The 13,159-nt window shown below is 58.6% G+C and carries 13 protein-coding genes and 1 tRNA gene; all 14 read left to right on the top strand.

Translation table 11 applies throughout. The features are described from left to right. The first annotated feature begins 85 nt into the window (after positions 1 to 85). A complete protein-coding gene (locus ACYQ11_RS00905) occupies positions 86 to 643 on the top strand; it encodes a type I restriction enzyme HsdR N-terminal domain-containing protein (RefSeq protein WP_459921848.1) in 558 nt (185 codons plus the stop codon). After that, positions 640 to 1,143 carry a nucleoside deaminase gene (locus tag ACYQ11_RS00900; protein ID WP_459921847.1) on the top strand — a complete coding sequence of 168 codons (504 nt, stop codon included), beginning with the start codon at positions 640 to 642 and terminating at the stop codon, positions 1,141 to 1,143. Before ACYQ11_RS00905 ends, ACYQ11_RS00900 begins: the two co-directional genes overlap by 4 nt. A 128-nt stretch (positions 1,144 to 1,271) precedes the next feature. Next, a complete protein-coding gene (infC, locus tag ACYQ11_RS00895; RefSeq protein ID WP_459922008.1) occupies positions 1,272 to 1,817 on the top strand; it encodes a translation initiation factor IF-3 in 546 nt (181 codons plus the stop codon). A gap of 184 nt (positions 1,818 to 2,001) precedes the next feature. Next, complete coding sequence (gene rpmI, locus ACYQ11_RS00890; RefSeq protein ID WP_459921846.1) at positions 2,002 to 2,199, top strand: 50S ribosomal protein L35; 198 nt, start codon at positions 2,002 to 2,004, stop codon at positions 2,197 to 2,199. A 60-nt stretch (positions 2,200 to 2,259) separates the two neighbouring features. Further along, positions 2,260 to 2,613, top strand: coding sequence for a 50S ribosomal protein L20 (gene rplT / locus ACYQ11_RS00885; protein WP_459921845.1), 354 nt, complete (start codon positions 2,260 to 2,262; stop codon positions 2,611 to 2,613). 202 nt (positions 2,614 to 2,815) lie between these two features. Continuing rightward, positions 2,816 to 3,823, top strand: a complete 1,008-nt coding sequence (gene pheS / locus ACYQ11_RS00880; protein ID WP_459921844.1) for a phenylalanine--tRNA ligase subunit alpha — start codon at positions 2,816 to 2,818, stop codon at positions 3,821 to 3,823. A gap of 1 nt (position 3,824) precedes the next feature. Next, positions 3,825 to 6,257: a phenylalanine--tRNA ligase subunit beta gene (pheT, locus tag ACYQ11_RS00875; RefSeq protein ID WP_459921843.1), complete on the top strand. Its 2,433-nt coding sequence runs from the start codon at positions 3,825 to 3,827 to the stop codon at positions 6,255 to 6,257. A gap of 47 nt (positions 6,258 to 6,304) precedes the next feature. Continuing rightward, positions 6,305 to 6,646 carry a MerR family transcriptional regulator gene (locus ACYQ11_RS00870; protein ID WP_459921842.1) on the top strand — a complete coding sequence of 114 codons (342 nt, stop codon included), beginning with the start codon at positions 6,305 to 6,307 and terminating at the stop codon, positions 6,644 to 6,646. A 97-nt stretch (positions 6,647 to 6,743) separates the two neighbouring features. Continuing rightward, positions 6,744 to 6,819 (top strand) — tRNA-Gly (locus tag ACYQ11_RS00865). A 178-nt stretch (positions 6,820 to 6,997) separates the two neighbouring features. Beyond that, positions 6,998 to 7,549, top strand: a complete 552-nt coding sequence (locus ACYQ11_RS00860; protein WP_459921841.1) for a ribosome maturation factor RimP — start codon at positions 6,998 to 7,000, stop codon at positions 7,547 to 7,549. After that, complete coding sequence (gene nusA / locus ACYQ11_RS00855) at positions 7,543 to 8,901, top strand: transcription termination factor NusA (RefSeq protein ID WP_459921840.1); 1,359 nt, start codon at positions 7,543 to 7,545, stop codon at positions 8,899 to 8,901. Before ACYQ11_RS00860 ends, nusA begins: the two co-directional genes overlap by 7 nt. Positions 8,902 to 9,012: 111 nt before the next feature. After that, on the top strand, positions 9,013 to 11,820 hold the full coding sequence (infB, locus tag ACYQ11_RS00850) for a translation initiation factor IF-2 (RefSeq protein WP_459921839.1): 2,808 nt from the start codon (positions 9,013 to 9,015) through the stop codon (positions 11,818 to 11,820). A 15-nt stretch (positions 11,821 to 11,835) separates the two neighbouring features. Further along, positions 11,836 to 12,201, top strand: coding sequence for a 30S ribosome-binding factor RbfA (gene rbfA, locus ACYQ11_RS00845; RefSeq protein ID WP_459921838.1), 366 nt, complete (start codon positions 11,836 to 11,838; stop codon positions 12,199 to 12,201). Then, the gene (locus ACYQ11_RS00840) at positions 12,198 to 13,157 is read left to right on the top strand and encodes a DHH family phosphoesterase (protein ID WP_459921837.1); all 960 of its coding nucleotides are present in this window, start codon (positions 12,198 to 12,200) and stop codon (positions 13,155 to 13,157) included. Before rbfA ends, ACYQ11_RS00840 begins: the two co-directional genes overlap by 4 nt. The last annotated feature ends 2 nt before the right edge of the window (positions 13,158 to 13,159 follow it).

The raw sequence follows: 13,159 nt of genomic DNA, 5'->3' as shown, positions 1-13,159 counted from the left end.
CAGAACGACGGTTTTAACAACCATTACCTAAAAATTATCTGATCACCGCTTTACATCCGGAAGGCCCTCGATTAAAATCACACTCATGAACGATCATCATCTCATTCTGGGCACCCTCGTCGATGTTCTGACGGGCGAGACCCTTGACGACACCCATGACGAACGCTACCGGCAGAACCTCGCCCGGCTGCTGGTCGAGGACAGACAGTTCGCCCCCGGGGAGCTGATACGGAACGTGTCCCTCACCGCCGAAACCGCCGGTAAAAAAGCCCGTCTGAAAATCGATATCATCGTGCGCATCGACGGGACGGACCTGATGCTGGTCAAATACGGCCCCGGATCGATCATCACCCGGCACCGGCCGGCCCTTGCGGCGTCCCGCCTGATATCCGGCCGCCAGATCCCCAGGGTGGTGGTAACCAACGGGGAAGATGCCGACATTCTGGACGGCAAAAGCGGCCGGCTGCTGGGCCGGGGCCTCGACGCCGTTCCCGACCGGGAGACCCTGGTCCGGCTGGGCCGTGAGCATCCGCCGGAACCGGTCAGCCCCGATCGGGCCCGCCTGGAATCCCGTATCCTCTACGCCTTTGACGTGGACGGCAGCTGCCCCTGCGACACCGACATCTGCCGGATCGAGCCGTGAACCATAACCTGTTCATGCACGAGGCGCTGATCCTCGCCGAGACGGCCCTTGATGCCGGAGACTTCCCCGTGGGCTGCGTGATCGTCCACCACGGGACCGTCATCGCCCGGGGCCTTCGGACGGGCACGACCGGGGACGGGACCAACGAGATCGATCATGCGGAAATCAACGCCCTTCGCCGCCTCGATCCCGGACTCAGCCGGGACGAACGCGGCCGGATGATCGTCTACGCCACCATGGAACCCTGCCTGATGTGCTTTGCCGCCATTCTCCTTTGCGGTATCCGTCACATCGTCTACGCCTTTGAGGACCCCATGGGAGGCGGTACGGCCTGCGACCGGTCCGTGCTGCCCACGCTTTACCGCGACGCGGATCTAACGCTGACGCCGGGCGTGATGCGAGCGGAGAGCCTTGCGCTGTTCCGTCGTTTTTTCCAAAAACCCGACAACCGGTACTGGAAAGACAGCCCCCTGGCCCGATACATCCTGGCGGCCCGCTGATCCGTTCCCCTGCGATTGCCCGGCCGGCCGTTTTTTCTCTTGCTTTTCATACAATTATTCTATAAGAAGAGCGGTTGTTAATATTTTATTGTGAAATGCACCCGTTACCATCGGCATTTCCGCATACGATAACAGGTTACCATGAGGAGGAAAGCATAGCTAACCCCAACCGCGACCAGACAAACATTAACAGGAAGATAAGGGCCAAGGAAGTCCGCGTGATCGATCCCGAGGGCAACCAGCTGGGGATTCTGCCGCTTCATCAGGCTCTGGCTTCCGCCAATGAGTTCAACCTTGATCTTGTTGAAGTCTCGCCCAATGCGTCTCCGCCCGTCTGCAAAATCATGGATTACGGCAGATACAAGTACGAAGAGACCAAGAAAAAGCAGGAGGCGAAAAAGAAGCAGGCGGTCATTCAGCTCAAGGAAATCAAGGTCAGACCCAAAACCGGGGAGAACGATCTTCAGACCAAACTTGGCCATATCAAAAAATTTATCGCCAAGAAAAACAAGGTCAAGGTCACCTGTGTGTTCAGGGGCCGTGAAATCACCCTTTCCGCCATGGGCAAAGAGTTGCTTTCTCAGATTGCGGCTGAAACGGAAGAGATCGCCGTCGTCGAGCAGATGCCGAAGTTCGAGGGCCGTGCGATGTTCATGATTCTGGGGCCGAAGTAGTTCGCGTGTTTTTTTCCTGAAAACCGGGGGCATCTGCCGTTTTCGGCAATGATCCCAAAGTGATAACGATGCAGGAACCAATGGCGTGGTCTGTCAACACAGGTTCGCGCCATATGTGTTTGTTCGGAGGCCCGGGTTTCCGATGACTGTACAACGCATATGGAGTCTTTTAAGGAGAATGTAAATGCCAAAAATCAAAACCAACAGAGCCGCCGCCAAACGATTCAGGGTCACCGGCACCGGAAAATTCAAATTCAAGAAGGCCTTCGCCGGTCATATCCTGACCAGCAAGTCACGCAAACGCAAACGGTCGCTCCGTCAGGGTGACATCATCGATTCAACCAACGTCAAGGCCATCCGACGGATGCTTCCCAACCTGTAGGGGCCTGATGTTCAGCCATAGTCATGACATCGCTTTCGATGTGTGAGGAGATAGTATACCATGCGAATCAAACGAGGTTACAAAGCAAGACAACGCCGTAAGAAAATTCTCAAGCTGGCGAAGGGTTTCCGCGGAGGCCGCAGCAAACTGTTCCGTACCGCCGCCGACTCGGTGGACAAGGCCCTGATGTATGCCTTCCGGGACCGCAAAGCCAAAAAGCGCGATTTCCGTGCCCTGTGGATCGCCCGTATCAACGCCGCAGCCCGCATGAACGACCTGAGCTACAGCAAGTTTATTCACGGGCTCAAATGTGCGAATATCGAGCTGGATCGAAAGGTTCTGGCCGAGCTGGCCATTTCCGATCCCGCGGCGTTCAGCCAGATCGCCGGCCAGGCGTCCCAGCAGCTTTCATAGTCATTCATTTGCCTGTAAAGGGAATCAAGCGGCTTGCGGCATTCCTGCCGATCGCTTCATTCCCTTTACCTGTTTATGATTTCATTGTGTCCGGCCCCGTTCTTCCGGATGCCCGGGAACCCTTCCGGGCCTGAACGGACCGGCATGTGGCATGTTCCCGGTTCCGGCTGCGGCCGGACCGACAACACAGAGCAGAAACACCGTGCAGAAACCTATCGAAGAGATCTATCAGGACGCCCTTAGAGACATCGAGCGCGCCGATTCACCGGAAGCCGTTGAGGCTCTTTCCGTCGCCTACCTGGGACGCAAGGGGCTGATCACCCAATTCCTGCGCAACCTGGCCGGACTGCCCGTCGATGAACGGCCCCAGGCCGGCAAACGGGCCAACGAAGTCAAACAGGCCCTGGAGGCCGCCCTCCGGGATGCGGCCAGCCGGTGCGAACTGGCCGCCGAAGGCGCCGATGAGGGCATCGATGTCACCCTTCCAGGCCGCACCGTCCGCCAGGGCACCCTGCATCCCCTGACCCGGGTCACCCGGGAAATCTGCGATATCTTCACCCGCCTGGGGTTCCAAATTGTCGAGGGGCCGGAAATCGAAAGCGACTATTACAACTTCGAAGCCCTGAACATCCCCAAGCACCATCCGGCCCGCGACATGCAGGACACCTTTTACATTTCGGACAGTACGGTGCTCCGCACCCACACCTCGCCGACCCAGCCCCGGGTGATGGAAAAGCAGGACCCGCCGGTACGCATCATCGCCCCGGGAAAAGTTTACCGCTGCGATTCGGATCTGACCCACACGCCGATGTTTCACCAGGTCGAAGGCCTTCTGGTCGATGAAACCAGCTCCTTCGGTGATCTGAAGGGCATTCTCACCACCTTCATCCATCAGATGTTCGATCCGGAAACCAGCCTGCGCTTTCGCCCCAGCTTCTTTCCGTTCACCGAGCCCAGCGCCGAGGTCGATATCCGCTGCGTGATCTGCCGGGGCAAGGGCTGCCGGGTCTGCTCCCAGACCGGCTGGCTTGAAGTGCTCGGGGCAGGCATGGTCCACCCGGCGGTGTTCGAAAACATCGGTTACGACACGGCCAAATACACGGGCTTTGCCTTCGGCATGGGCGTGGAGCGGCTGACCATGCTCAAATACGGCGTGGATGACATCCGCAAATACTTCGAAAACGATTCACGATTTTTAAGGCAGTTCTGATATGAAAGTCAGTTTAAGCTGGTTACGAGAATACCTTCCCATCACCATGAGCACACCGGATCTGGCCGAGGCCTTGACCATGACCGGCCTTGAGATCGAATCGGTGGAAGACCGTTTCGCCGCCCTGGACAAGGTGGTGGTCAGCCGGATCATCGACATCGCGCCCCACCCCAACGCCGACAAGCTTCGCCTGTGTCGGGTGGACGTGGGCGGCGAGGTGCTGTCCATTGTCTGCGGCGCGCCCAATGCGGCGAAGGACCTGATTGTTCCCTGCGCCCTCGAAGGCGCGGTGCTTCCGGGCGGCATCCAGATCAAAAAAGGCAAGCTCCGGGGCGAACGGTCCGAAGGCATGCTGTGCAGCGCCTCGGAACTGGGATTGAGCCTCGAACGGTCCGGCATCATGGAGCTGGCGGTGGACGCCCCTCCGGGCACCCCCCTGGTCCGGGCCCTGAACCTTTCCGACGCCGCGCTGGACGTGAGCGTGACCCCCAACCGCCCCGACTGCCTGAGCGTCATGGGCATCGCCCGGGAAATCGGCGCCTTCGAGGAGAACCGGGCCCTGATTCAGCGCCCCGATCCCCTGACGGTTACGCCGTCCGGCGACTACAAGGACATCAGCGCCTACACCTCGGTGACGATCAAGGATCCGGATCTGTGCCCCCGGTATGCGGCCCGCCTGGTCTTCGACGTGACCGTGGGACCCTCGCCCTTCTGGCTCCAGGACCGGCTGCTGTCCGTGGGCCTCAAGCCCATCAACAACATCGTGGACGTGACCAATTTCGTGATGATGGAAACGGGACAGCCCCTCCATGCCTTCGATTTCGACCGACTTGCGGGACAACGGATCGAGGTGCGCGCCGCCGCGGACGGTGAGGCCTTCACCACCCTCGACGAGCGGGCCCACCGTCTGGACAGCGGCATGCTGATGATCTGCGACGGTGAAAAGCCCGTGGCCCTGGCCGGCGTCATGGGCGGTCTGAATTCGGAAATCCATGACGGCACATCACGGGTTCTGATCGAAAGCGCTTATTTCGACCCGGCCTGCATCCGGAAAACGTCCAAAAAAACAGGCCTGAGCACCGATGCCTCCTACCGGTTCGAACGCGGCATCGATCCCGAAGGGGTGATCTACGCCCTCAACCGGGCCGCGTCGCTGATCACCACCCTGGGTCAGGGCAATCTGGTCGAGGGACTGATCGACGCCTACCCGTCTCCCATCCCCGGCCGCACCATCACGGTCGACATCCCGGCCCTCAACCGGCGCCTGGGCACCTCCCTTGGCCGGGACGAAATCAAGGGGTACCTGGAATCCATTGAAATTACCGTGTCCGCCGCGTCCGGCGACACCCTGACCGTTGTCCCGCCCACCTTCCGCGTGGACCTGGAACGGCCGGAGGACATCGCCGAGGAAGTGGCACGGCTCTGGGGCTACAATCGGATTCAGACCACCTTTCCGCCCATTCCGGCCGAAGCCTTTGATCTGAGCCCGGCCCTCAAGGTGAAAGACGCGGCGCGTTCCCTGATGACCGGGTACGGGTTTTCCGAAACCATCCATTACAGCTTCATTCACGCCAAATCCTGCGACCACCTTCGTCTGGCCCCGGATGACCCCCGCCGGGACGTCATCGCGGTGCTCAATCCCCTGTCGGAAGACCAGTCGGCGATGCGCACCTCCCTGATGCCGGGCCTTCTGTCGACGATTTATCACAACAACGCCCGGCAGGTCCGCAATCTGATGCTCTTCGAGATCGGCCGGATCTTTCTGAAAAAATCAGACAGCCCCCTGGCCGACGAGGTGGAAATGATCGCAGGCGTCATGACGGGAAGCAGCCTGGAGCCATCCTGGTATGCCCGTGAAACGGCTTGTGATTTCTTCGACCTCAAGGGTATTCTCGAAGGCTTTTTCAAGGCCCTGAGGCTTCCGGCCGTTACGTTTTCCGTGATGCCGCCCTCGGCATGCACCTACGGACGCAAAGGCTATCTGGCCCGGATGACCTCAGGCGGCCTCGATCTGGGCATCATCGGCAAAATTCACCCCGAGGTGCTCAATCACTACGATATCCGCCAGGATGTGTTTTTCTTTGAACTTCACCTGGCGCCCCTGACGGCCCTGGCCAGCGACGTCCGCCAGTCCGGACCCATTCCCCGGTTTCCGTCCATGTCCCGGGACACCACCATCATCTGCGCCGAGTCTGTCCAGGCGGGTGATATCCTGACCTGCCTCCGTCAGTCGGGGGAAGAACTGGTCGAAGCGGCGGACCTGATCGACCTGTATACGGGCGAACCCATCGCCAAAGGCAAGAAAAGCCTGTCGTTCAGGCTGACCTACCGATCCTCGGCCAAAACGTTGAAAGACAAGGACGTCAATACAATACACAGCAGACTGACACAGATGATTCTCGATCGATTCGGCGCCGATCTCCCGGGTTCGTGATCGTCCGGCCGCCGACCGGTGAAGAATCTGCTGGGAAGGACAGTGAGATGGACCCCGTCATTCCGGACAAAATGTATTTCAAAATCGGTGAGGTCAGTGAAATCACCGGCCTTGAAGCCCATGTGCTCCGGTTCTGGGAAAGCGAATTCAAAAACATCAAGCCCCGGCGGACCTCCACCGGTCAGCGCATGTACCGGAAAAACGACATCCAGCTGATTCTTTACATCAAGCACCTGCTGCACAACGAAAAATTCACCATCCAGGGCGCCCGGAAGTACCTGGAAAACGAAGCCGGTCAGTCCAGGACGCCGCCGACCGCGGCGGCCGCGATTGATGTGAATTACATCCGGTCCGAGCTGGAACAGATCAAAAAGATGCTCGAATCATGATCCGTTTCGGTGTATCGCGGGGCAATCTGCATTGTGTATTGACATGATTGATATTTTGTCGTAAAAGGTCTGTTTGGTACAAGGGTGACGTCATATTGCGGGCATAGCTCAGTTGGTAGAGTACAAGCTTCCCAAGCTTGGTGTCGCGAGTTCGAATCTCGTTGCCCGCTCCAACTCCCCCGCCGGTCGAGCATCGATCGACCGACGGGTTGACCGTTAATCCGCCTGGGACAAGCGTCGAGCCCGAGTCGGGTTAAGTGTCCCAGGGTCCACTTCAAAATTGAAGTATATTGCACATGGGAACGGGCAAATGCCCGTTTTTTTTATATGCGATGAACGGGATGTGCAGGTATGGAAAAAAAGAAGGGACTGAAGCCGGCTCGAAAAGGCCGGTTTAATCCGGCGAAGAAAAGACTGTCGCCCGAGAAGGAAAAAACCGTTGCCCGCCGGGTTGAACCCCTGGCCGCCGCCTTGTGCAACGACGAATCCATCGAGCTGGTCCATGTGGAATTTGTCAGTGAATTCCAGCAGTACTTCCTGAGGGTCTACATTGACAAAGCGGGCGGAGTGACCATGGATGACTGCACGCTGATCAGCCGGCAGCTGGGCGACATCCTCGATGTGAATCTCAATCTGGATACCGAGTACCGGCTTGAGGTTTCGTCACCGGGGATAGACCGGCCCCTGTTCAAAAAAGACGACTACCGACGGTTCAAGGGGCGCACCGTGGAAATCCGAACCGTGACCAAGGTGATGGATAAAAAGAAATTCACCGGCATTCTCGAAGGCATCACGGACGATGATCGTGTGATGCTTTCCATTGACGGGCAGACGGTGGCCATCGACTATTCATCCATTCAACGTGCACGGATTGCCGAAACCAATGGAGAAAACAGATGTTGATATCAGACATTAAACGCGTGGTTGAGCAGGTCAGCAAGGACAAAGGCATCAATTCGGATGTGCTGATCAAGACCCTTGAAGAGGCCCTCACGTCCGCCGCCCGGAAAATTCTGGGCCGGGACGCCGATATCGAGGTGCAGTACAACGAGGAAGCCGGCGAAATCGAAGTCTTTCAGTTCAAGGAAGTGGTCGAGGATGTTGAAAATCCCGAGCTTGAAATTACCATCGAAGAAGGCCGGAAGCTCGATCCCGACTGCGAGATCGGCGACAGCCTGGGCTCCAAGGTGGACACCTCCTCCTTCGGTCGCATCGCGGCCCAGTCCGCCAAGCAGGTCATCATCCAGAAGATGAAGGACGCCGAACGCGACGCCGTTTACAAAAGCTTCATCGACCGCAAGGGTGAAATCATCAACGGCATTGTCCAGCGTATCGATCGGGGCAACATTATCGTCAATCTGGGCCACACCGAGGGGATCCTCTCGGTCCGGGACCAGATTCCCAAGGAAAGCTACCGGCGGGGCGATCGCATCCGTGCGCTGATCAAGGACGTTCTCCTGGATTCACGGGGCCCCCAGATCATTCTGACCCGGGCCAGCTCCGACTTTTTGATCAGCCTGTTCAAAACCGAGGTGCCCGAAATCATGGAAGGGGTCGTGACCATCGAAGGCGCGGCCCGGGAACCCGGCGCACGGTCCAAGATCGCCGTCAGTTCCACGGATTCCGACATCGATCCGGTGGGCGCCTGCGTGGGTATGAAGGGCAGCCGGGTCCAGAACGTGGTCCAGGAGCTTCGGGGCGAAAAAATCGATATCATCCCCTGGCACATCGACGCGGCACGCTATATCTGCAACGCCCTGGCTCCGGCTGAAATATCCAAAGTGATCATCGATGAGGACAACCACTCCATGGAGGTGATCGTTCACGATGATTATCTGAGCGTGGCCATCGGAAAACGCGGGCAGAATGTCCGTCTGGCCTCGGCTCTGACCGGCTGGCAGCTTGATGTAATCAGCGAGGAATCCTACAGTTCGTCGATGAAGGCCGGTTACGACGCTCTTTTGAGCCTGCCGGGCATCAGCATCGCCGTGGCCGATGCGCTTCATGAAAAGGGGTTCTTCACGGTCAAGGACGTGACCGAGGCCACCGTCGACGAATTGATGCAGATCAAGGGCATCGGACCGGCCAAGGCCGAGGCCATCATCGATGCGGCGATGCATTATGTGCCGCCTTCGATCGAGGAAGGCCCCGGCGAGACGGACGACGTGCAAACGGCACCGGAAGGTGTTGAATCAGAACCATCGGAACCGGCGGCCATGGTCGACCCGGATCCGGAAAACGGCTCCGACGTATAGTCGCCGGCCATAACGAACACTCAATGTCTTACGGCTTTATGACGGCAAGGGTTCATGGAACCGCCTGAGACTCAACCTGCCTTCGGGGGCAGATCAATTTAGGGGGATTGAATGGCAAAAATCAGAGTATATGAACTTGCCAAAAATCTAAACATGACCAATAAGGCCCTTCTGACCAAGATCGAAAAAATGAACATTTCGGTCGGAAGCCACATGAGTTCTTTGGACGATGACATCGTTGAGCTGATCAAAACCAACCTGTTCGGGAAAAAAGAAACGGATGTGGATGTCAAGCGCGTGCGATCGACCGTCATCCGTCGTCGCAAACGCGCATCGGACGAGGAGGGCGAGGACCTTCTGTCGGAGGACACCGAATCCGAAGAAACCGAGGCGGCGGAGGCCCCCTCCGAGGCCCCGGCCCCACGAGCCGCGTCTCCGTCCCGGACGAAAGAGCCCGTGGAGGAAAAACACGCCGCTCCTGAGACGGATGAGGACACGGAACCGTCACCGCCCAAGGCCGAGGTCAAAACCGTCAAGCATCTGGCCAAGCCGGATTTCGAACCGGCCAGGATCGTAAAAAAACCCGTTCCCGCCCAGCCCGAACTGGACGAGAAAGCCGAAGAACCCGCGGCCGCCCCCCCCGCCGCAGAGATACCCTCAGCCGAGCCCCCGGCCCCGGAAACCGTCGTCGAATCGGCGCCCGAAGCCCTGGAAGAAACGTCACCGGCCGATAGTGACGCGGATCAGGAACCCGTCGCGGCGGCGGAAGACACCGAGGAAAACGAGCTGGACGAAGACGGAACCCCCACCGGGCGCAAGAAGAAAAAGAAAAAATTCACCGCGGCCCGCATCATCAAGCTGCCTGATCCGGTCCCCGTGACGCCCGACACCACCGAGGTTTCCGCACCGGATATCGTCGTGACGCCCGCCGCAGACGCCTCGCCCGCAGACCGCCTGGCGAAAAAAGGCAAAAAAGGACGGGCCTTTGCCGAAGAGGATGAGGGCGACGAATTTTCCAAGAAAAAATCCAAACGCAAGACCGTGGTCGAAGGCAACGCCCTTTATGCCGGCGGCAAAGGCCGCAAGGGCCGGAAAGGCGCCAAAGGCGGTAAAGTCAAAATACCCGACGGCCAGAAAACGCAGATCACCGTACCCAAGGCCATCAAGCGAAGGATCAAGATCGACGACACCATCGTGCTGGCCGATCTGGCCAAACGCATGGGCATCAAGGCCAGTGAAATGATCGCCAAACTCATGGGCCTGGGCGTCATGGCCACGGTCAACCAGACCATCGATTACGACACCGCGGTGCTGGTCGCCTCGGAATTCGGATTCGAGGTGGAACGGGCCTCGTTTGAAGAGGACGTCCTGCTCAAACCTGAAAGCGAAGACAATCCCGAGGAACTGCTTCCCCGCCCGCCGGTGGTCACCATCATGGGCCATGTCGACCACGGCAAGACCTCGCTGCTTGACGTGATTCGCAAAACCGCCATTGCCGACGGCGAAGCAGGCGGCATCACCCAGCATATCGGGGCCTACAACGTTGAAACGGCCCGGGGTCAGATCGTCTTTCTTGACACGCCGGGTCACGAGGCCTTCACGGCCATGCGCGCCCGGGGCGCCAAGGTCACGGACCTGGTGGTCCTGGTCGTGGCGGCCGACGACGGGGTCATGCCCCAGACCATCGAGGCCCTGAACCACGCCAAGGCGGCCAAAGTGCCGATCATCGTGGCCGTCAACAAGATCGACAAGGACGGCGCCGACATCGACCGCGTAAAACGCGAACTGTCCGACCACGGCGTCATTCCCGAAGACTGGGGCGGCGACACCATTTTCGTCAACGTCTCGGCCAAAAAGAAAATCGGCATCACCGATCTTCTGGAAATGATCCTGCTCCAGGCCGAAGTCCTGGAACTCAAGGCCAATCCGAACAAGTTCGCCACCGGTCACGTGGTCGAATCCAAGCTCGATTCGGGCCGGGGCCCCCTGGCCACCGTCCTGATTCAGGAAGGGACGCTTAAAACCGGCCAATCCATCGTCTGCGGCATGCATTACGGTAAAATCCGGGCCATGTTCAACGACCAGGGACGCCAGGTCACCGAAGCCGGACCGTCTATCCCCGTGGAGGTCATCGGTCTGACCGGTGTTCCCGAAGCCGGCGATGAGCTGATCGCCCTGGCCGCCGACAAGGATGCCAAACAGGTGAGCGTCCACCGGACCCAAAAGGCCCGATCCCGCGAACTGGCCAAAAACAGCCGCCTGTCTCTGGAAGGTCTGTTCGAGCAGATGGAAGAAGGCATCGTCAAGGACCTGAACCTGATCATCAAGGCCGACGTTCACGGCTCCATCGAAGCCCTCAAGGAAGCCCTGGGCAAGCTGACCACCCAGGAAGTGAAGATCAACGTGATCCATTCGGCCACGGGAACCGTCACCGAATCGGACATCTCCCTTGCCGCGGTATCCAACGCCATCATTCTCGGCTTCAACGTAAGACCGGCCACCAAGGTCCAGGACATGGCCAAGGAAGAGCATGTGGACATGCGGTTCTACGACATCATTTACGATGCCATCAAGGATCTGCGCGATGCCATGGTCGGCCTGATGGAATCCACCTTCAAGGAAGTGATCCTGGGTCGGGCCGAAGTCCGTGACACCTTCGTGATTCCCAAACGGGGCACCATCGCCGGAGCCTACGTCACCGAAGGCCATATCCAGCGCGGCCAGCGCATCCGTCTTCTGCGTGACGGCGTGATCATCTATGACGGCAACATCTCGTCCCTGAAACGGTTCAAAGACGACGCCAAGGAAGTCCAGCACGGGTACGAGTGCGGCATCGGCATCGAAAATTACAATGATATCAAGGTTGGCGACACCCTGGATTGTTACACACTCGAAGAGGTCAAGCCCAGTCTTGATTGATAGGTTACAGGACAGATGAAACCCTTTACGCGGGCTGACAGGATCGGCATGAAAATTCAGACGACCCTGTCCGAGCTCCTCACGAAAAAAATCAGCGACCCCCGTCTGGACATGGTCACCGTCACCGGTGTCAAACTCAGTCCGGATCTTCGGGACGCCTACATCTACTTCACCTGCGCCGGTGGAGAAAAAGCGCAGAAAGACGCGCTCCACGGCTTTGAAAGCGCATCAGGCTTCATCCGAAGCGCCCTGGCCAAAAACCTGGGCCTTCGGTTCATGCCCAAACTCCGTTTTATGCATGACTCCTCGTTCGATTACGGATCACGCATCGATGCCATCCTCAAATCCCTGAAAGACAAAGACGACGATCATACGCCATGATCCCTCATGCCATTCATAACAGCCGCACCATTCTGGTCGTGTCCCACGTCCAGCCCGACGGAGACGCCATCGGCTCCATGCTGGCCCTGGGTGTGGCGTTGAAATCGCTGGGCAAAACGGTGACCCTTTTCAACGAAAGTCCCATCCCGGCCATTTTTCGGTTTCTGCCGTCGGTGAACCTGATTGTGGATCGCATCGGCGATCTGTCCGTCTTCGACATGGCCATCGTCCTCGACTGCGGCGATCTGGGGCGCATCGGAAAACTGTCCGAGACCATCGGGACGATCCCGGTGATCGTCAACATCGACCACCACCCGACCAATACCGACTTCGGCACCCATCAGATGGTGGACAGCCGGGCCTGCGCCACGGCGGAAATCATCTACCGGCTGATCAAAACCCTGAATGCGCCCATCGACGCCACCATTGCAAACGCCCTGTACACGGCCATCCTCACCGACACCGGGTCCTTTCTGTTTCAGAACACCAACAGCGCCGCCTTTTCGATCTCTTCGGAGATGGTGGCCAAGGGCGCCGATCCCTACATCGTGGCCCAGTATGTCTACGCCACCTATTCCCTGGGACGGCTCCGGCTGCTCAACATGGTCCTCGACACCATTGAAATCTCAGACAACGGCAAACTGTCGACCATGTTCCTGTCCCAGAAAATGCTGATGGAAACGGGAACCCAGCTGGAAGACATCTACGGCCTGGTCAACTACGCCAAACACATCGAGGACGTCCAGGTGGCGGCCCTGATCCGGGAAACCCACCCCGGCGTCAACGGCAGGGGCACCTACCATGTGAGCCTGAGGTCAAACGGCTCGGTGGATGTATCACGGTTTGCCGCCCGGCTGGGCGGAGGCGGCCACTGCAACGCCGCCGGGTTCAAGGCCGAATCCCTGACCCTCTCTGATCTCAAGAAACAGATCTTCTCGCTGGCCGAAGCCCTCTGATC

The sequence above is a fragment of the Desulfatiferula olefinivorans genome (assembly GCF_054657895.1).
The sequence above is the reverse complement of the archived record's forward strand: the minus strand, read 5'-3'. Positions and strand labels throughout refer to the sequence as shown.